We start from the raw sequence: 19,962 nt of genomic DNA on the forward strand, positions 1-19,962 counted from the left end.
GGACATCAGGAGATGCCGTCCTTGGCGCACGCCGTCGCGACGTCACCGGCGCACAGCGCCTTGGCCGAGATGAAGCCATCGGCCACCACCGTCGACTTGACGTTCGCCGCGGTCACGGCCACCGGCGGCAGGTCCTGCGTCTGCACCGTGTCACCGGTGCTGTTCTTCTTCGTCGACGTGCCCTGGGGCGACTGCCCGTTCACCATCTGGATCGCGATCTTCGCGGCCAGGTTCGTCTCAGACTTGATCGCCTTGTAGACCGTCATGGTCTGGGTACCGAGCAGGATGCGCTGCAGCCCCTCGTTCGTGGCGTCCAGGCCGGTGATCGGCGGCAGCGGGGACATGCCGGCCTGCTGCATGGCGGTGATGGCGGCGCCGGCGAGCGTGTCGTTGGCCGAGTAGACCCCGACGATCTGGTCCTTGCCCACCCGGGAGATCGCCTGGGTCATCTCCGTCGTCGCGGTGGTCGGCGACCATCCGGTCGTGTCGAACTCGGCCGCGATGGTGTAGCCGGACTTGTCCAGCACGTTGTGGGCGCCCTGCTTGAAGAACGCCCCGGTCGCGTCCGGCGCGCCGTTGAGCATGACGATCTTCCCGTTCGGGTGGCCGGCCGCCTTCATCGCCGTGACGAGCGAGTTCGCCTGCTGCTCGCCCACCGTCACGTTGTCAAAGCCGATCTGGTACGCCAGGGGGCCGCCCGCGGCGCGGTCGTAGGCGATCGTCTTGACGCCCTGGGCCTTGGCCTCGGACACGATGTTCGCCGCGCTGTTCGTGTCGGCGGCATCCAGCACCAGCACCTTCGCGCCCTGTGAGAGCGCGGACTCGGCCTGCTGTTGCTGCTTGTCCGCCGAGTTGGCCGCGTTGAAGTACAGCACCTGGCAGCTGGGGTCCTGCGCCTTGACCGCCGCCAGGAACAGCGGATGGTCGTCCGCTTCGTAGCGCGGCGTCGTGTTCTCCGGCAGCAGGAACGCGATTTTGCAAGGGCCAGGGTTCGATGTCGAGGTCGTCTTCGCCGTCGCACAGCCCGACAGGACGACCAACGCCGACAGGAAGGCGCCGGTTCCCCCGACGACCCACCGGCTTCTCGTGCGGAGCATTCCGCTCCTCCTTCAATCCCTATTATGTTCAGCATTGGACATAATTGATCAAGATCTGCCGAGTATCGTTGCCCCGCCCACACAGATCTGTCAAGGGTTTGACCCCAAGCCGGTGGCGCCGACCTCGCCCGTCGCCGCCGCGTCTCGACCGCCCAAACAGCGACATTTCAGCCAGGGAGCGCCATTCATCACCAGCACCACGGCTCGCGGGCGCGCCGTCAGCGGGGTGTGACCGGGCGTCACTTTTGTTCGTAGGCGAACAGATTACGATGCCGGGCCCGGTCGGTGTTGACGGTTCGGTCCCATGTGGACAGATCAAGCCCACGTCGTGGCGTCGCGCCGGCGGCGACCACTTCCTCGTTTACCTCGCGGGGGGGTCCGGACGGTCGACTATTGTGGCGCCGGTGGCGGAGTTCGTGCACATCACCACGGCGAGCGCGGCTCGACGCATCGAGCGCTCGGGGATCGCCGCGCGCAGCCACGGGCGGGCCGGCGAACGGGGCGTGTACTGCATGCCGGTGCTGCCGTCGTTCACGCTCACCCACCAATGGGTGCGCGAGCTGCGGCGCTGGCACCCGGGCGTGCTGGTCGCGGTGCAGCTGCGGCTGCCCGACGGCGAACCGGTGGCCGTCGGCCATTACGGCGCCCCGCTGCGTGAGGTCGCCGCCGCGGAGGCGGTCGCGGCGCTGCGCGAGCTCGACGATCCGCGCGGCTACGAGGTGTTCGTGCCCCGCGCCGTCACCGCCGAGGAGGTGCGGCGGGTCCGCGACGTCCCGCAGGGTATCGGCTGGCGGTACCTGCCCGCGGCCCACGGCCGGCGGCCCTGCACGTGCCCATCGTGCGCGCAGCGCGGCGGGTACAAGGTGGCGAGGCTGCGCCGACGGTTCCCGTACGACCAGCCGTCCCGGCCGAAGAGTGAGCTGATGGCACGGCTGCGCGCGGCGACCACCGCCGACGAGATCATCGACGTGCTCAGCGAACTGGGGCGTCGGCGGCGCGGCGGTGCCGAGGAGCTGGCCTACCTGGCCGATCATCCCGACCCGGACGTGCGCGACACCCTCGAGAGCGTCCTGCGGGCGTACCGCGGCAGCGAAGCGCGGCGGCTGCGCCAGCGGCTACAGCCGCCCGATCCGTCGACCCCCGATCCGTCGACCCCCGATCCGGCCGGCGCCTGATCCGGCCGGCGCCGGCCGCTTCTGGGTCAGGGCGAGGTCTGGTAGCGGAGGTACACGACGCCGCTGTCGAAGGCGCGCTCGTCCAGCAGCCGAAGGTTCAGCTGGAGCCGGTCGGGGAGGAACGGCGTGCCGCCGCCGATGATCAGCGGGTACACGAACAGGCGGACCTCGTCCACCAACCCCGCCCGGAACGCGTGGGCCGCGAGCCCCGAACCGCCGATGCTGAGATCACGGTCGGCCGCGTCCTTCAGCGCCCGCACGGCGACCGGGTCGAAGCTCCGCTCGATCCGGGTCCGCGCGCTGCTCGCCGCCCCCAGCGTCGTGGAAAACACGATCTTGTCAGCGGCCTGCCAGAGCTTGGCATAGTCGAGCACGACCGGCGGCTGATCGGGCCCCGTGGCCGCGGTCTCCCAGGCGACCATGGTCTCGTAGAGGCGCCGGCCGTACAGATAGGTCCCGACGGGGCGTTCGAGGTCGTTGATGAAGGCGTGAACCTCGCTGTCCGGCGCGAACCAGTCGAACGTCCCGTGCTCGTCGGCGATGTAGCCGTCGAGCGACGCCTGTGCGGTGCAGATCAGCCTGGCCATCCCGGCCCTCCCTCTCGTGATTCGGTAGATTCATGCACATCCGTCGTTGACAGGAGAGCACATGCGGGTAAAACGCATTATTGCCGACCTCCGAGTGGCCGACATTGAGGAAGCGAAGAGTTTCTACACCGGCTACCTCGGGCTGAGTATCGAAGAGTTCAACCTGGGGTGGGTCGCGCGCTACACCTCTCCCGACACCGGGGCGAACCTCCAGATCCTCACCCGCGACGCGACCGCCCCCGAAAACCCGGTCATTTCCGTCTCTACCGACGACATCGAGAGTGCCTACGAAGAAGCTCGAAGTCTCGGCTACGAGATCGTGCACCCGATCACCACCGAGGCGTGGGGGGTGCGCCGGTTCTACGTCCGGGCACCGGACGGCAACGTCATCAACGTCGTGAGGCATCGAGACTGAAACGGACCGGCGGTTCACGACCGATGGCCGCCACCGCCGTGGGGCGGCCGACCTCGCCCGTCGAGCCGGATCGTCCAGGCGTCGATCCCATCGATGCGCAGGTGGGTCTCGCTCCACGGGTCCCGGCCGAGCAGCTCCCGGACGGCCAGCTCGGACTCCGCCTCCATCACGAGCACCACCCGCAGTTCGTCGAGCGGGCCACCCAGCACGATCACCCCGTCGTCGACCAGCCGGTCCATGTAGGACGCGTGCTCGGCCCACCGGGACTGTCCTTCCATCGGCCGGCCGAAATCCCACCGCGGGCCGCTGTGCGAGAGCGCAACAAGGAACATGGGGCCGTCCTACCATCCCGGTCCGACACTTTCCGCCGTCACGGCCGGCGGACCGACCCGCCCGGCGAAACGGGCTCGCGCCCGTCGCGGCGAGGGTCGCGCCGGGGCGGCGGGTCGGGCACAGTGGTGAGTATGGTGATTCCCGTCCATGACGTGCTGCCGGTGCGCCGCACCCCCTGGATCACCTACCTCCTGATCGCGATCAATGTGGTCGTGTTCCTGCTCACCCCGGCCGCGCGCAGCACCGATGTGGGGGCCGCCGGCGTCGCGCAGCTGTGCCAGCAGGAGTCGTTCTACGACAAGTACTCGGCGATTCCGGTGGAGCTGACGCACGAGCAACCGCTGGCCCGGGTGCCCACCGGGGCCGTCGGGGTCGGGCGCGGCGGCGCGGTGGGCTGCGTGGTCGGGCCGCCGAGCTATCACAAGATCCCGGCGTTGTCCGTGCTGTACGCCATGTTCCTGCACGGCGGGTGGCTGCACCTGCTGGGCAACATGCTGTTCCTCTGGGTGTTCGGCAACAATGTCGAGGACCGACTGGGCCGCCTGCGGTACGCGCTGTTCTACCTGTTCTGCGGGTACGCGGCGACCTACGGCTTCGCGCTGGCCAGCCCGGATTCGTCGCAGCCCCTGGTGGGCGCGTCCGGCGCGATAGCGGGCGTGCTCGGCGCGTACCTGGTGCTCTATCCACGCGCCCGGGTGTGGAGCCTGGTCCCGGTGCTGCTGTTCATCCCGTTGCGGCTGCCCGCCTGGCTGGTGCTGGGCATGTGGTTCGTGCTCCAGTGGGTGTACTCGGCCGGGTACACGGTTTCGGCGGCGGGCAGCGTGGCGTACCTGGCACACGTGGTCGGCTTCGTCGTCGGCGCGCTGTTCGCCCTGCCACTGCGCGGCCGCCGGCCACCGGTCGGGTCCGGGTACGGGTACCCGTCGCGGCGCTGAGCCGGCCCGCACGTGTACGGCACCCGCGTACGGCACGCACGCGTACGGCCCGCGCGATGGCGGGCCGTACGTCGGTGGTCGGCGGTGGGTCAGGCCGCAATCTTGTAGAACTGCTGGTTGGTCGAGTTGTTCACGTACCACGTGTCGATCGGCGCGCCCACGGCGTAGCTGTTTCCGTTGACGTCCATGTTGCGCTGGTAGTAGTAGCTCCAGTAGTTGCCGTTGGAGTTGGACTGCCAGACCTCGCCCCATCGGCCGTCGCAGGGCTGCTGGGTGAGCCCGTCGCCGGTGACTCCGTCAGTGGACATGCACAGGCCGCTGTTCTCGTTCTGCATGATGAAGGTGCCATCGGGATTCGTGTAGAAGATCCAGTGCTGGTTGGCCGTGCCGTCGTCGTTCGCCTGGATGATGGCGGCACCCGCGGCGGTCGAGGAGTGGTCCACCCCGACGACCAGACCGCTGCTGACCGCCCGCAGCTTGTAGCGGACCGGGCTGCTCGCGGAGAACGCGGCGGTGCCGTTGGGCGTGCCGAGCCCGGTCGGGCCGTCCCAGCCGGACAGTGAGGTGCAGAGCGGCCAGCCGCACCACCCGTCGTTCCCGGTGGCCACGTCGAACAGGTTGCCCTGGTGGGCGTACGGGAACGACGACGGGTAGGAATTGTTCACGGCCGGGGTGGCGAGCGCGTACACCCCGGCGATGATCGGGGACGAGGCGCTGGTGCCGCCGTAGACCGACCAGCCGCTGCCGCCGTAGCCCTGGTACACGGCCACGCCGGTGCTCGGGTCGGCGACCGCGGACACGTCGGCCTCGGCCCGGTTGGAGCACCCGGTGAAGACCTGCTGCCACGAGGGCTTCGCGATCGCGATGGAGCACCCGGAGCCGGCACCCGTCCAGGCGCTCTCGCTCCAACCGCGGCTGGTGCTGGCCCGGTAGAGGGAGGTGCCGCCCACCGCCGTCACGTACTTGGAGGTCGCCGGGTACTGCACGCCGTTGCCGTCATCGCCGGTGCTGAACGTGATGGCCACGCCCGGGCGGTTGAAGTGCGGGTCGTTCGCGGCGTCGCCGCTGCCCTCGGGCCGGCCCCAGCTGTTCGAGACCACCTGGGCGTGCGCGGTCGCGTAGTCCTCGGCCGCGTACAGGTCGCCGTCGTAGTTGGTGTTCGCCTCCACCAGCAGGATGTGGCACGCCGGGCAGATGGCCGAGACCATGTCCATGTCCAGCGACCACTCCCCCGCCGCGGCGGCGTTCGCGGCCGGCAGGGCCGTGGTGGAGCCGGTCTGCCCGACCTTCTGGAAGCATCCGTTCGCGGTGGTGCACGCCGGCAGCCCGAACTGGGCGCGGTACACGGCGAGGTCGGCCTCTGCCGTCGGGTCGTCGTTGAACATGACTATCGCCACGGTTCTGGCGATGACGCCGGTGGCCGGCAGCTTGTAGGCGTTGCGCAGGTCCGACGGGCCGTACCCGGATGGCGTGCCGTTCGCGCCCGCCGGCCTGGCGAGGTGCGGCCCGGTGACCCGGTAGGCGTAGCAGGTCGAGGTGTCGGCGGTCGGCTTCGGACAGATCGGCACCGCGGTGGAGCCCGCCGGCACGGCGGAGGACGGGCTCGCACCGGGCGCCGGCGTGCCGCCGGCGATTGCTGGCTCGGCGAACGCGGGTGCGGCCGCGAGACTCGCGGCGGCGATGACCGCACCGGCCAGCACGGCGGTGAGGCGTAGAGCTGCGCGCATGGGCGTCTCCCTTGCCTTTCGAGGGGTGTGCCGGCACCCGGTCGTGCCGGCCAAAGCCCAATCTGGTCGCTAAGGCATCTGCTCCACATGAGACGGTTGCCCGCATCCGTGTCCGGCGGGCGACATAAGACAGTGCGGGGCGAATCTGAGGTGTCGGTTCGGTGACGAGCGCTTGCCCACCGGAAAACCGCCGCTCCCGCGCCGCCACCGGGCCGCGCGCCGCCACCGGGCCGCGCGCCGCCACCCGCCGCGCCCTTACCCTCGATGCGGCCGGATCGTCGAACGTGGCCACCAGCCGCTGGCCACCACCCGCCCCGCCGACCAGCGCAGCGTCCCGCGCCAGTGCGGTCGCCACGCCAGTGCGGGTCGCCGCTCGCCAGTCGGTGCGGACCTATGTAGAGTTTCGATATGAGCCCGAAACCGAGAATCACGGCGGTGGTTGCGACGGTGCTCGCGGTGTTCCTCGCCGAGCCCGACGCCAGCCGATATGGGTTGGAGCTGATGCGTGCCACTGGTCACGCGAGCGGCACTCTCTATCCGGTGCTCACCCGGCTCCAGGACGCCGGCTGGCTTGAGGCCGAGTGGGAGGACGCCGCGGTGGCCCAGGCCACGGGCCGCCCGCCACGGCGTTACTACCGGCTCACACCCGAGGGCGTGGTCGCTGGCCGCCGTGAACTCACGAAGCTGCATCGAGCGCTGGGACTGACTGGTCAGATCGCCGGAGGTCTCGCGTGATGGCCGGTGCGACCGAGTTCGTACTGCGATTCGCGGCTGATCGTTGGGTTGCCGCCGGGCGCCCCGATCCATTCGAGGAGTGGGCGGGTGAGCTGGCGGTACTGCGGGCCGAGGGCGGCGGCGGGACATCGCTGCGCTGCCTGTTGTTCGCGGCGAGCCTGGCCGTCAGCCGGGTACCGCGCAGACGGTCGCCCAGCGCCAGCGGATGGTTGCCGGGATGGGGTCGCCTCGCCGTCCCGGTACTGATCTTGCTGTTCCTGCCGGCGGTCGGCACCCTCGTCGGCGTTGCGGAGTTGAGGTTGCCGGACATGCTGGTCGTCACCAGCGACCCGAGCGATCCGTACTTCTGGCTGGCGTTCCTCGCGTCGGGTCTGCGGATCGTGGTGCTGGCCGGGCTGGCGGTGCTGTTCGCGGTCGTCGGTCGGGTCGTGGGCCGGCGGCTGCCGTTGTCCACGGTTTCCGGCGACAAATACCGGGTCACCGTTACCGCTGTGGTGACACCGGTGCTGGCCGCAGTCGGTATGGCCGCTGAGCTGATCCTCACCCGGCCACAAGCCGGCGCTGCGGCGATCGCCGGCGGGCTGGTGCTCTGGGTGGCCCTTACGGCGCTCACCGTTCCAGCGGTGCTACGGCCGCTGCGAGCGGGTCACTGGTGGCGGGCCGGGGTGCGGGCGATACTCGCCGCGCTGCTCACTGCCGACGCATGCGTCACTCTCGTGGCGCTGCCCAGGATACTTCCACTGCCGGGCGGTGCCCGGTCGATTCCCTGGTGGTTTCCCGGTCTGCTGCTCGACGGCCAGCACCTGATTACTCTCGGCCCGAGCTACCGGCACCTGCCGCTGGCGCAGGAGTTGGACATCACCGTCTCGCCGCTGCCACTGATGCTGATCGTCGCCGCCGCCTATAGCCTTGGTTACGCGTTGGCCGCGGCCCGGTCGCGGTCGCTGATGCCGAATCCCGGTCCGACCGCCGGGGTTGCTGCGGCGACATCAGCTCCGCCAACTCGGGACGCGGGCTGGTTCTTCGCCGCGTTCGGTGGGCTGACCTGGCTCGCGCTGGTCACCGGCATGACTCCACTGGCGGATCGACTCACCGCGGTCAACAAGGGCGGTGATGACGTACTGCTGCGCGAGGTGTTCGAGCTGCGCAGGCTCGCGGTACTGCTGACCTGCGGCGGCCTGATCGTAGCGCTACGACGAGTCGGCCCCGCGTGGCCGGCGGTCCTCACCGTCCCGGCGCTGCTGGTCGCGGACGCGATACTGAACCGCAACACACTGTCCACCTGGAAAGCCACGGCGGCTGTACTGCTCAGCCTAGCCCTCTGCGCCGTGGTCACCGCCGGCGCGACCCGGTTACTCGCTCGACCGGACCGGCGATATGGGCGGTGGACGGCGACGGTTGTCGCCATCGCCGGAGCTTACTGCGCGGCGGGCCCGGTGGAAATGTCCGACAGCACGATGCACACCCCCACAGCACTGGTCCCGCTGACCGTCGCGCTCGGTGCTGGAATCGGCGCGCTCGCCACCCACTGCATTGGCCTGGCCCGCACACCGCGACCAACCCGACTGAGCCGGGTCGCGCTGACCACACTGGGTGCGGTACCGTTCGGCGCCGCGGGCCTGCTCACCGCCCGAGCAGCTGACTGGTACCAGATCCCAGGGCTGCTTGGGCCATTCGCCGCCGTGCTGGCCGCCCTGCTGACGTACCCCGGCCAACGCAGCCGCAAGACACGCACCTGGCTGCTCCTCGCCGCCCTGCCGGCGGCACCGATGTTGGGCTTGATCGAGGTAGCCCTGTCGTTGGTCGCCGATGCCCTCGCACCACCCCGGCCAGGGCTGAGCGACGACGCCCCGCCGATCGTCATCGGCAGCCTTCTCGTCGCGGTCGCCCTCGCCGCAGTGCTACCGGCCGTGTTCAAACGGCCCAACGCCTCCGTGCCCGCAACACCGGCACCATTCCCACACCCCAGACCAACCTCCGGCTCAGTGTCGGCTCCCGCGACCCGGACAGAGGCGACGCGCCCCGGCTAGCACCTCGCGCCGACGGGGATGCGACGACGATCGCCGCCGGAGACTGGCCGAGGCCACCACCCGGCTCAAGCGGGAGCGCTCCGACGGATACCTGCTCGCCCACGGCGGGGCACGGTTCGCCCGATCGCTGGTCGAGACCGGCTTGATCGACGAGTACCGCCTTTGTCATCCACCCGGTCGTCCTGGGTGCGGGCGAGCGGCTCTTCGTCACGCCGCTCACCATCGAGCCGTTGACCACCACCGTCTTCAGCGGCGGAGGCGTCGCCCACGTCTTCGCGGCGCACGCGTGATCGAGCCTGATCGGCAACGCAGAGCGGACGCCGTCACCTCGCTGCAACTATTGCCGAGCATGCTCGACGCGCTGAACCGCGTCTAGCATCACCTGATCGTCGGCCCCTCGGGGATCCCGCGCCCGCCTCGTCTCGTCGGCTGGCTGCCAACACGATGATCTACGACTTATCGAACGGGCACCGAGGTCGCGAGAGCCGAAAAAGTGTCGTACCCCGTCGGTAGCGTTGGTTCGTGGACGGGGATCCGTTGATCGAGCTGGAACACGCGGTGCGGTCGCTCGCGCACGCGTCGGTCTGGGCGCAGTCCCCGCAGACGTTGATTGACCGTCTGGATCAGGCGTATGCGTTGGCGTCGCGGTTGGACGCGGTGCGACTGGGCCTGATTCGGGAGGTCGATGGGCGGGACATTGCCCGGCGGCAGGGTGCCACGACGACGACCGCGTGGCTACGCGACCGGTACCGGTTGTCCGGGGGTACGGCGGCGCGTCAGGTGAAACTCGCCGCCGCGCTGCACGGCCAGTTGCCGAAGACGGTGGAGGCGTTGGCCGCCGGGACGGTCAATCTTGAGCAGGCGCAGGTGATCGCGGCCGCTGTCCCGACTCTTCCCGCCGGGGTCCGCCCCGAGGGGGAGGAGTTTCTGGTTGGGCAGTGTGCGGTGTTCGGGCCCAGGGAGTTGGGTCGGCTGACCAGCCGACTGCTAGACGTGGTCGCCCCCGAGGTCGCCGAGGAACAGGCCGCGCAACAGTTGGCCCGGGACGAGGACCGTGCCCACGCCGACCGGTGCCTGTACCTGACCGACGTGCCCGGCCAGGCGAAGGTGCGGCTGACCGGGTGGCTGGACCAGGAGTCCGCCGCCGTGGTCCGGGCCGCGATCGACCCGTTGTGCGCACCCAGGCCGGCTGATGAGGCGGGGTTGCGTAGCCCGCAGCAGCGACGCGCCGACGCCCTGGTGGAGGTATGCCGACTCGCCCTGGCCGGCGGGGACCTGCCCGACAACGGTGGGGACCGACCGCAGGTGACCGTCACCGTCGACCTGGACACCCTACGCCGGCAGATCGGCGCCGCCACCCTGGACGACGGGACCGTCCTCAGCCCCGCCGCCGCCCGCCGCCTGGCCTGCGATGCCCGGATCGTGCCCGCCGTGCTGAGCGGCGTAGGTCAGGTCCTCGACCTCGGTCGGGAGCGGCGCCTGTTCACCGGCCCGATCCGCCGAGCCCTGGTGCTACGCGACCGGGGTTGCGCGTTTCCGGGCTGTGATCGCCCACCGAGGTGGTGCGACGGGCACCACCTCGTCAGCTGGCTCGATGACGGCCCCACCAGCCTCGACAACGGGGTCCTGCTGTGCGCACACCACCACCGGGTGATCCACCAAGGCGACTGGCAGGTCAAAATCGCCTCCGACGGGCTACCCGAGTTCATCCCACCCCGATACCTCGACCCCGACCAACAACCCCGCCGCAACATCTACCACCGCAACATCTACCACCGCAGGCAATGACACCCACCGGCAACGATCGCCACGGGTCGGGAGCGGTGATGCTCGCTGGCCGGTGATCTCTGAGCGATGTCTCGTAATTGCTGCCGGGCAAACGTGCAGGGATTTCCGGAGCGGCTCCCCATCATGAGACTTGCTGCCGTTCGCTCGGGTTGTCGGGCCTAAACGGCAGCGGACTGCGCCTCGGCGCGTTCCTTGGCCTGGTCAACGGCAGGGATAGCGACGACTTCACGTCGCCGCGCTTGATAAGTGACTTTGGCCGATGGGTGTGGGCGCCTACTCTCGCAAACGGTGGAGTCCAGTAGGGAGGCGGCGAGATGAGCACAACCGCGCTTGGCAGGATCGCGAGCGACCTCGAAGAGGTGGCGGTACCCGCCAATGGGGGCGAGTGGACGATGGCCTGGCATCCGCCCGGTGATGCGCCGACCGGGCTCCCGCACGGAGCCGGCGCGTTCTGCGTGACGGCCGACGACGAGGTCGTCCTCATCAGCACGGACGGTTCACGCTGGGGCTGGCCCGGTGGCCGCCCGGAGGCGGATGAGACCTGGGAGGACACGCTCAGGCGCGAAATGCTCGAGGAGGCGTGCGCGACGGTGACCGAGGCGCGGATGCTCGGGTTCATCCGATCGCGCTGCCTCAGCGGCCACGAGAAGGGGCGGGTCCTGGTCCGGTCAATCTGGCGCGCGCAGGTCACGCTGCTTCCGTGGGAGCCCGAATACGAGATCCCGTTCCGGCTGGTGGTGCCAGCTTACGATCTCGCGAAGCACCTGTGGATGGAGGAGGGCGCGGAGCCGATGTACTCGCGGGCCGCCCGGGAAGCGGGACTCGCGTAGCCCAGTGCGGGGCGGGTGAGCGCGGGCGGGCGGGCGCGGGGCGTTCGCGGAGCCGCGCACATCCATGGCCGCTGGACGGCGGGGGTACAACGTGGCACGGCGGGGCGGCCTGGCCGACGGTATCGTGCCACCCTGTGGGCGCGAGGATTCTGGTCACGGGGGGTACCGGCCATCTCGGCTCTCAGCTGACCCGACAAGCGGCGAGCGCCGGCTGGTCGGTGATCGGAACCTACTTCACGAGACCCACCGGCAGCGCCGACGAGCGGCTCGACATCCGCGACCCGGCGGCGGTCCACCAGACGATGCGACGCGTCCGGCCGGACGTGGTGGTGCACACCGCCGCCGGGCGGGACGACTGGCGGGTGATCGCCGACGGTGCCGCGCACGTCGCAGCAGCGGCGGCGGCGCTGGGCGCCCGGCTGGTACACGTCTCCAGCGACGCGATCTTCTCAGGCGACGATGTGCATTACGACGAGGCTGCCGCCCCCGATCCGGTGTACCGGTACGGGGCCGCGAAGGCGGCGGCGGAGACCGCGGTCAGGGCGATTGCCCCGGGCGCCGCCATCGTTCGGACCTCGCTCATCCTGGGCGACGGCTGGGGCGGATCGGGCGACGGCCGGGGCGGATCGAGCGACGGCCGGGGCGGATCGAGCGACGGCCGGGGCGGATCGAGCGACGGTCTCGGCGGACACGAGACCCTGACCCACCGGCTGATCTCCGGGCAGATCGACGGCGTGCTGTTCACCGACCAGATCCGCACGCCGGTGCACGTCGCGGATCTCGCGGACTCGTTGCTGGAACTCGCCGCTGGCGGGTACGCCGGCGTCATCAACGTGGCCGGCCCGGATGCGATCAGCCGCTACGACCTCGGTGTGCTGGTCGCCCGCCGCGACGGCCTGGACCCCACCCGGCTGCGCGCCGGAAGGGTGGCCGATCTCGGTTCCAGCGTCCCCACCGATGTCCGGCTACGAACGGCGAAGGCCCGCTCGATGCTCCGCACCCGGCTCCGGGGTGCTCACGAGTTCATGTCCGCCGCCCCGGGTACGGGCTGAGCGCCGCGGCGGACCGAAGGCTCACCAGTGTTGGCGTCGCGCGGCTTCCGGCCCCGCCGCCCCGCCGTTCGACACGGCCACGCCGCCGTTCGGCACGCGCTCACGCCGCCGTTCGGCACGGCCACGCCGTCGTTCAGCACGGTCACGCCGACGCTCGACGCCCGCTCGACGCGCGCTCACGCCGACGCTCGACGCCCGCTCGACGCGCGCTCACGCCGACGTTCGACGCCGGTTCGACGCGCTCACGCCGCGCCGGCTGAGCCCGGAGCGCCCCGGCCGCGCGGCTCCCGTGCGCCGCCGTCCGGCGATCCGCGTCCCGGCCCGGTCGGCGCATCCAGGACCGAGCGCACCGCCGCGCAGGGGTCGGTGCCCGGCGCCGTTTCGTGGATGCGCCGCGCGGCGCGCTGGGCCGCGTCCCGGAACTGGTCGCGCTCCGTGGGCGAGATCCCGGCGAGGAGCCGGTCCTCGACCGCCGAGACCCGGGACTGCGCCTCGGCCAGCACCGACCGGCCCCGTTCGGTGGCCACCACCCGGCGGGCGCGCCGGTCGTTCGGGTCGAGCCGGCGTTCCACCAGGCCGGCCTCGGCGAGGTCGTCGATCAGGTACGTCAGGATGGTGCGGTCGATCGCGACCCGCTCGGCCAGGGCGCTCTGCGTCGGCGGCCCGTCGTGGACCACGGTGGTCAGCAGGTGGTAGCCGCGGCTGCCGCCCGGCATCCCGTTCAGGACCTCGTCGACCTCGACTTCCCACCCCCGCAGCACCATCGCCAGCGCCCACCCCAGGTCGGGGGGTGTCCCAGCAGGTGTCTCGGCGGGCGACTCAGCGGGCATCGCGGACGGCGTGGGAGCGGGCGTTCCGGCGGGCATCGCGGCGCCGTCGCGCGGAGGGTCCAGCGATGACGGCCTTGTCATGCGTTCAACTCTAGCAAGATCTGCTGCCTCACAACTGTGTTGCTGGACAGAACATATTGTGTCTAGACTAGTTGGGGAGCAACACGTTCTCGCTGAGGGGCCCGACCAATGCCGGATTATGGACACGACCTGCTGTTTGGCACCTTCATCACGCCTGCCGCCAACAATCCGCGCAAGGCCGTCGCCCTGGCCGAGCTGACCGAGACGGCCGGCCTGGACCTGGCCACCTTCCAAGATCACCCCTACAACGCCGACTTCCTCGACACGTACACGCTGCTGACCTGGGTGGCCGCGAAGACCGAGCGCATCCGGGTCTCCGCGAACGTGACGAACCTGCCGCTGCGCCCGCCGGCCGTCCTCGCCCGGGCCGCCGCCTCGCTGGATCTGCTGTCGGAGGGCCGCTTCGAGCTCGGTCTGGGCGCCGGGGCCTTCCCCGACGCGGTACAGGCCATGGGCGGGCGGCGGCTGTCCGCCGGGCAGGGGGTCGAGGCGCTGGATGAGGCCATCGACATCATCCGTGGGGTGTGGGACGACAGCCTCCCGGGTCCGCTGCGGCACGAGGGCCGCCACTACACGGTCCCCCGGATGAAGCGCGGTCCGCGGCCGGCACACGACATCGAGTTCTGGCTGGGCGCGTACCAGCCGCGCATGCTGCGGCTGACCGGCCGCCGGGGCGACGGGTGGCTGCCGACCCTGGAATATCTGCGCTCGCCCGACCTGGTGGCGGCCAACCACATCATCGACGACGCCGCCCAGGAGGCCGGGCGGGACCCGCGCGAGGTGCGCCGGCTGCTCAATCTGATGTCGGTCGGGTTCTCCCCGCAGCGCCTCGGCCAGTTGCAGGGGCCACCCGAGCAGTGGGTCGAGGAGCTGCTTCCGCTCGTGCTCGAGCACGGGTTCTCGGCCTTCATCGTCGCGCGGGACGACCCGCGGCTGATCCAGACCTTCGGCCAGGAGGTGGCGCCGGCCCTGCGCGAGGCGGTCGCCCGGGAGCGCGGCGCCGCCCGGGAGCGCGGCACGGCCGGTACCCCGGGCGGGCCGTCGCGGCCGGCCGTCGACCTGTCGCGGCGGCAGGACACCATCGACTACGTCGCCGTGCCGCCGCGGCTGGCCGGCAAGGTGATCGAGCCGGGCGACGGCCGGTACGAGCGGGTCCGGCACACGTACGTCCGGACCGGCTCGCCGGCGCTGGTGATCCAGGCGGAAGACGCGGAGGACGTCATCGCCGCGCTCGGGTACGCCCGGGCACAGCACGTACCGATCTCGGTGCGCAGCGGCGGGCACGGCATCAGCGGCCGGTCCACCAACGACGGCGGCATCGTCATCGACCTGTCCCGGATGGACTCGGTCGAGGTGCTCGACCGAGCCACCCGGCGCATCCGGCTCGGCCCCGGCGCCCGCTGGGGCCACGTCGCCCGGAAGCTGGCCGAGCACGGGCTCGCGATGAGCTCGGGCGACTACGGCGACGTCGGGGTGGGAGGGCTGGCCACCGCCGGCGGGATCGGCTACCTGGCCCGCAGGTTCGGGCTGACCATCGACCACGTGGTGGCCGCCGAGATCGTCGTGGCCGACGGCCGGCTGCTGCGGGTCGACGCCGACCACTACCCCGAGCTGTTCTGGGCCATCCGGGGCGCCGGCGGCAACTTCGGCGTCGTCACCGCGTTCGAGCTGGAGGCGTACGAGCTGGGCGACGTCGCGTTCGCCAACCTGGTGGTGGACGCCACCGATACGGCCAACCTGCTGACCACCTGGGGTCGACTGGTGGAGTCCGCGCCACGGGAACTCAGCAGCTTCCTGTCGCTGTTCCCCGGCCGCCGCGGGGGCACGCCGCAGGCGGCGGTCACCCTCATCTACGCCGGTGACGACGTACCCGCGGCCGAGGCGGCGCTCACCCCGTTCCTCGAGGTCGGGCCGGTGGTGCAGCAGCAGGCGCAGCTCGTCCCGTACCACCTCACCGTCGCGCCGGCGAACGGCGCCCACCACGGGCAGGGGTTGTCGGACACGCGCAGCGGCCTGCTGGAGCACATCACTCCGGCGTCGGCCGAGGTGATGGCGAACATGATCAAGTCCGGAGATGTCCTGATGACGCAGCTCCGATCGCTGGGCGGCGCGGTCGGTGACGTCCCCGCCGACGCGATGGCGTGGTCACACCGGACGCAGAACTTCTCGGTGCTGGCCGCCTCCGCACCGTCCCAGGCGCCCCGGCTCAACCAGCAGTGGGCGCTGCTGTACCCGCACCTCAACGGCCTGTACCTCAGCTTCGAGACCGACACCGACCCGGCCCGGCTGCACGACGCCTTCCCGGAGCCCGTGCTGAGCCGGCTGCGCGCCATCAAGGCGCAGTACGACCCGGACGACGTGTTCAACCGCAACTTCGACGTCACGCCCGCGCCCCAGCCGGCCGGCCGGTCCACCGAGGGGTGACCGGCCGGCGCGGTCCTCGCCGGGCCGACGCCGCCCTGACCGCCGACGCCGCCTGACCGCCGGCGCCGCCTGACCGCCAGCGCCGCCCTGACCGCCAGCGCCGCCCTGACCGCCAGCGCCGCCCTGACCGCCAGCGCCGCGCCCGACGGGACAGCGCCGCGCCCATCGGGAGAGCGCGTGGGTCGGATTCCCGACGTCCGGATCGGGGGCAGTGGGCCGTCTTGCTTGCATCCGCACCGCCTCCCCGAGGAAGGACACCGCGATGCCAGCCGAGCAGACGATGCCGGGCACTCACCGGACCACGCGTCCGACTGAGCGCCGGACGCTCCACTTTGACCTGTCCCACCTGCCCGCCGACGACGACTACCAGCTGCAGGCCGCCCTGCGCACCTACCAGGTCCACGCGCACAGCGCCGAGTCGCGCCGGGACGCCCGACGGGAACTCGGGTTTCTCGCGGCGGTACCGGACCACCGGCTCACCCACTACGCGGACACCGAGCTGCCCTCCGACGCGGTGGCGCTGCTGCAGGTGACCACCCGGCCGCGGGACGACCAGCCCGAGCGCCTGGCCATGCTGGGCATCCACGTGCCCAGGCACGCCTACCGGCACGAGCAGGAGCGGCGCGCCGCCCGTCGGGTACCCGGCGATCCGGTGATGCACCCGAAGCTGGCCCGGCTGGACGTGACCCCCGAGCGGTACCGGGCGCTCACCGGTGAGGACCCGGCGCCGTACCCGAAGGACATCGACTCGTACCGGGACGCGTCCGACGCGGCGGTCGCGCTGCTGTTCCACCACCGGGAGATCCTCAACCTCAGCACGGCGGAGCACGGCGCCGCCTACCTGATCCAGCAGTACTGCGAAAACAACCCGGGGCTGTCCGACATAGCGGTGACCATCTTCCTGCTGGGCAACGACTGGACCCACCCGGAGCCGGTGCTCGACCAGGACGGTCACCAGATGCACGACGAGCACGGCAATCTACTGTGGACCCCGCAGATCCACCCGGACGTGGACCGGGCGCTGGCCGGCCCGCTGCAGTGGGCGATCCGGCGCATCATGGACGACTCCGCGCTCAAGGGCAGCCACTGGACCGTCCAGCACGCGGTGACCACGAACGACTACAACGCCCGGGTCGACGGCGAGGACCAGCGGGTCGCGGACGCCTCCGGCCAGGTGCGCATCGACCTGCCGCGGCGGCCCACCGGGCGGGACGCGCAGCGTTCGGTGGACGATCGGGCGGCCGGTGCGGACGAGGTCGCCTGGACGGTCGACAACCTGTCCTCGACCAATGGGCTGAGCATCAACCCCAGGGTGAGCTACGAGCCGGCGCCGACCACCGCCTCCTGGTCGGCGAGCGGCGCCTGGGCGCAGCCCTCCTCCGACAGCGGCGACTGGCCTTACGCAAGCAAGCTGCTGGCCGGCGAGGTGTACCTGAAGGTGATCTCGGCGACGCACCCCGACGGCGTGCGGATCCAGCTGGTGCCGGGCGCCCCGAGCCCCTCGGACGAGACCGTCCCGTTCACCGCCGACCTCCGGCCGATCGGCGGTTCCAGCCGGGCCACGCTGACCCTCAACGCGCTGCGCGACACGCTGGCGTACCAGCTGACCCTGCGCGGTGACTGGCTGCGGGCCGAGTGGGTGGCGGCCAGCTTCTGCGACGCGAGCGACACCGACCTGTTCTCCATCCCGGTGGTCAGCTCGGCCGGGTACGCCACCGTCACCATCGAGTGCACCAACCACTGGCTGCGCCACCTGAGCCTGCACGTGCAGTTCGCCGGCGCCGACGGCCGGGTGTTGACGCCCGCCAACTGGGACGAGCAGCTGCCCGAGGCGATCCGGGGGATCTTCCAGCCCGACCCGACGAAGAAGTACCTCGACCTGATCCCGCCGGTGGACACCCTGTTCGGGGTGAAGCTGCCGGCGCGACCGACCACCGTGCGCATCCCGGTACCCGACGACGCCAGCGAGATCCGGCTGCTCTACGGCGGCCTGGGCACCGGCACCTACGATCCCGCGGTCTGCGGCATCGGCATCGCCACCACCGTGGTCTGCGAACTGGCCCTGCCGGTCATCCTGCTGGTCGCCGGCCAGGCGATCACAGACTCCCGGCCGGTGCAGGCCCTGCTCGCCGACAAGGATCTGCTGTTCGGCGTGTGCGCGATCGCCGGGTTCCTGGTCACCGCGGGCGTGGCCACCGACATCGCGGTGCGCGGCGACGTCCAGCCCGCGCTGCTGGCCCTGGGCAAGTCACTCGGGCCGCTGCTGCTCAAGACCGGGCTGAACAAGTTCATCGCGATGAAGTTCGCCGCCGGGACGGCGGCCCGCGCCATACCCGGCGTCAACCTCGCCTTCCAGATCTTCAACGGCGTGGTCACCGCCGCGCAGCTGCTGCAGACCACCATCGACGTGCTGCAGTCCCCGTTCGTGTACCGCACCCGGGTGTCCCGGACCGTGGACCTGGCGGTCACGCTGCGGCCCGACCCGCGTACCCACCAGTTCCCGCCCGCCTCGGCCGGTGGCCAGTGGCGCCTGATGGTGCTCTACGACAACGACGCGACGTTCGGCGTCTGCACGACGAAGCTGCCGCCGACAGTGCGCAGCGAGCCGATCGAGGTGACCCTGTACGCGTGCCCGGCGGCGGGCCGGCTGAAGGTCATGGCCATGTTCTACACGCCCGAGGGGTGGCAGGCCGGCCAGGGGCAGAGCGGCTGGGTCCGGGCGGTGGCCGGGCGGGTCACGGTACCCGACGTGACCATCGACACCAACGAGGTCCCGCTGTCGGCCCAGTCCGGGTACCGGCACCTGCAGAAGCTCGCCTGCGTGGACAACACGCACCGGTGGGTGGCCTCCGCCGCGCCCACGGACACCCCGGCCACCCGGCAGCGCTGGGTGGATCAGGGCAAGCAGGTCATCAACTGGAGCGAACTGACCCTGGCCCAGCGCCCCGCCCAGCTCGCCACCGTCTACCAGGCGCGCGGTCTTCCGGACGCGCCCGGCGGCGAGGCCCGCTACACCGTGCGCAACCTGTCGGTGCTGGACAAGCCCGACCGCAAGTACGCGGTGACCAAGCAGACCTTCGGCGCACCGGCCGGCGCGGTGTACGAGCTGATCAGCCCGGACGACGGCACCGGGCGCAACTTCGTCGTCGACCCCGGCGCGGGCACGTTCGATCCGGTGCGCAACCCGGCCGGCGGCAACCACCTGCGCATGGTGTCGCTGTCCTCGGCCGGTGGCCCACCCGAGCTGCCCACGGGTACCGGCCCCAGCTGGGGACGGTTCACCCTGCACAACGACCGGTACGTGGTACACCCCAAGGGGTACATCGTCGGCATCAACTACGCGGCGTCCAAAATGGAGATTCTGCAGCTGCCGGACGGGCCGGTCGACGACCCGCACGCGCCGTTCGCCACGATGAGCTCGGGCGTCGGGTTCCGCGACGGGCTGATGAACGGGCCGCGCGCACTGGGGTGCACGATGGACGGTCGGGTGCTCGTGCTGGAGACCGGCAACAACCGGATCCAGGCGTTCGCGGTGGACGGCACGCCGGTCAGCTGCTTCGGCCCGGCCGACGCGCCCCAGGTCTGGATGCCGCTGCGCGACCCCGAGGGCGACCACTACCTGGACCTGGCGGTCGAGCCCAAGGGCTACATCTACGTGCTGGGCCATTCCGGCGACGGCAGCGAAGCGTCCACCTACTTCCTGGACGTCTACGAGCCCGACGGCGGCTGGCTGTTCCGCACCACGGGAATGGTCGCCGCGAAGATCGCGGTGGATGAGCTGCGCTCCCTGTACACGCTCAACTACGAGGTCATTCTCGGCCCGGACGCCCGGCCCGAACCGTCGGTGAGCATGTGGCTGCCTCGGCCGCCGGCCGTGCGGCACTGAGCTTTTCTCCCCGCCGGAGGCCGGTCACCCCCGTACC

General features: G+C 71.1%; 16 protein-coding genes. 11 read left to right on the forward strand and 5 right to left on the reverse strand.

Annotated features, from left to right (window positions below):
- Positions 1–5: 5 nt before the first annotated feature.
- Positions 6–1,097, reverse strand: coding sequence for a substrate-binding domain-containing protein (locus tag ABEA87_RS17600; RefSeq protein WP_345630844.1), 1,092 nt, complete (start codon positions 1,095–1,097; stop codon positions 6–8).
- A 404-nt stretch (positions 1,098–1,501) separates the two neighbouring features.
- Here ABEA87_RS17600 and ABEA87_RS17605 point away from each other — a divergent pair, with 404 nt between their 5' ends.
- Complete coding sequence (locus tag ABEA87_RS17605; RefSeq protein WP_345630846.1) at positions 1,502–2,272, forward strand: HEAT repeat domain-containing protein; 771 nt, start codon at positions 1,502–1,504, stop codon at positions 2,270–2,272.
- 26 nt (positions 2,273–2,298) lie between these two features.
- On the opposite strand, the gene ABEA87_RS17610 is transcribed toward ABEA87_RS17605, so the two are convergent.
- Entirely contained in the window at positions 2,299–2,859 is a 561-nt protein-coding gene (locus ABEA87_RS17610) for a dihydrofolate reductase family protein (protein ID WP_345630848.1), read from the reverse strand.
- Between the two features lie 61 nt (positions 2,860–2,920).
- Between ABEA87_RS17610 and ABEA87_RS17615 the strand changes: the two genes are divergently transcribed.
- Complete coding sequence (locus ABEA87_RS17615) at positions 2,921–3,274, forward strand: VOC family protein (RefSeq protein WP_345630850.1); 354 nt, start codon at positions 2,921–2,923, stop codon at positions 3,272–3,274.
- Positions 3,275–3,288: 14 nt separating this feature from the next.
- On the opposite strand, the gene ABEA87_RS17620 is transcribed toward ABEA87_RS17615, so the two are convergent.
- Positions 3,289–3,606, reverse strand: a complete 318-nt coding sequence (locus ABEA87_RS17620; protein ID WP_345630852.1) for a YciI family protein — start codon at positions 3,604–3,606, stop codon at positions 3,289–3,291.
- 132 nt (positions 3,607–3,738) lie between these two features.
- Between ABEA87_RS17620 and ABEA87_RS17625 the strand changes: the two genes are divergently transcribed.
- Positions 3,739–4,542: a rhomboid family intramembrane serine protease gene (locus ABEA87_RS17625; RefSeq protein ID WP_345630854.1), complete on the forward strand. Its 804-nt coding sequence runs from the start codon at positions 3,739–3,741 to the stop codon at positions 4,540–4,542.
- Positions 4,543–4,631: 89 nt separating this feature from the next.
- Here the strand turns inward: ABEA87_RS17625 and ABEA87_RS17630 are convergent, their stop codons facing one another.
- Positions 4,632–6,269, reverse strand: coding sequence for an RICIN domain-containing protein (locus ABEA87_RS17630; RefSeq protein ID WP_345630855.1), 1,638 nt, complete (start codon positions 6,267–6,269; stop codon positions 4,632–4,634).
- Positions 6,270–6,677: 408 nt separating this feature from the next.
- Between ABEA87_RS17630 and ABEA87_RS17635 the strand changes: the two genes are divergently transcribed.
- The 6 genes from ABEA87_RS17635 to ABEA87_RS17655 all read left to right on the forward strand — a co-directional run bounded on the left by ABEA87_RS17635 (position 6,678) and on the right by ABEA87_RS17655 (position 12,704).
- A complete protein-coding gene (locus ABEA87_RS17635) occupies positions 6,678–7,004 on the forward strand; it encodes a PadR family transcriptional regulator (RefSeq protein ID WP_345630856.1) in 327 nt (108 codons plus the stop codon).
- Positions 7,004–9,034: a hypothetical protein gene (locus tag ABEA87_RS17640; protein ID WP_345630857.1), complete on the forward strand. Its 2,031-nt coding sequence runs from the start codon at positions 7,004–7,006 to the stop codon at positions 9,032–9,034. The genes ABEA87_RS17635 and ABEA87_RS17640 overlap by 1 nt, the downstream gene beginning before the upstream one ends.
- A gap of 43 nt (positions 9,035–9,077) precedes the next feature.
- On the forward strand, positions 9,078–9,410 hold the full coding sequence (locus ABEA87_RS42650; protein ID WP_425570907.1) for a dihydrofolate reductase family protein: 333 nt from the start codon (positions 9,078–9,080) through the stop codon (positions 9,408–9,410).
- A gap of 146 nt (positions 9,411–9,556) precedes the next feature.
- Positions 9,557–10,822: an HNH endonuclease signature motif containing protein gene (locus ABEA87_RS17645; RefSeq protein WP_345630858.1), complete on the forward strand. Its 1,266-nt coding sequence runs from the start codon at positions 9,557–9,559 to the stop codon at positions 10,820–10,822.
- 314 nt (positions 10,823–11,136) lie between these two features.
- Positions 11,137–11,652, forward strand: coding sequence for an NUDIX hydrolase (locus ABEA87_RS17650; protein WP_345630860.1), 516 nt, complete (start codon positions 11,137–11,139; stop codon positions 11,650–11,652).
- Between the two features lie 134 nt (positions 11,653–11,786).
- Positions 11,787–12,704 carry a sugar nucleotide-binding protein gene (locus tag ABEA87_RS17655; RefSeq protein ID WP_345630861.1) on the forward strand — a complete coding sequence of 306 codons (918 nt, stop codon included), beginning with the start codon at positions 11,787–11,789 and terminating at the stop codon, positions 12,702–12,704.
- A 242-nt stretch (positions 12,705–12,946) separates the two neighbouring features.
- On the opposite strand, the gene ABEA87_RS17660 is transcribed toward ABEA87_RS17655, so the two are convergent.
- Positions 12,947–13,615: a MarR family winged helix-turn-helix transcriptional regulator gene (locus tag ABEA87_RS17660; protein WP_345630863.1), complete on the reverse strand. Its 669-nt coding sequence runs from the start codon at positions 13,613–13,615 to the stop codon at positions 12,947–12,949.
- Positions 13,616–13,723: 108 nt separating this feature from the next.
- Between ABEA87_RS17660 and ABEA87_RS17665 the strand changes: the two genes are divergently transcribed.
- The gene (locus tag ABEA87_RS17665) at positions 13,724–16,039 is read left to right on the forward strand and encodes an LLM class flavin-dependent oxidoreductase (RefSeq protein ID WP_345630865.1); all 2,316 of its coding nucleotides are present in this window, start codon (positions 13,724–13,726) and stop codon (positions 16,037–16,039) included.
- A 262-nt stretch (positions 16,040–16,301) separates the two neighbouring features.
- A complete protein-coding gene (locus tag ABEA87_RS17670) occupies positions 16,302–19,925 on the forward strand; it encodes an NHL repeat-containing protein (protein WP_345630867.1) in 3,624 nt (1,207 codons plus the stop codon).
- Positions 19,926–19,962 lie beyond the last annotated feature (37 nt).

The organism is Rugosimonospora acidiphila, from assembly GCF_039543385.1.
GTDB lineage: Bacteria > Actinomycetota > Actinomycetes > Mycobacteriales > Micromonosporaceae > Rugosimonospora > Rugosimonospora acidiphila.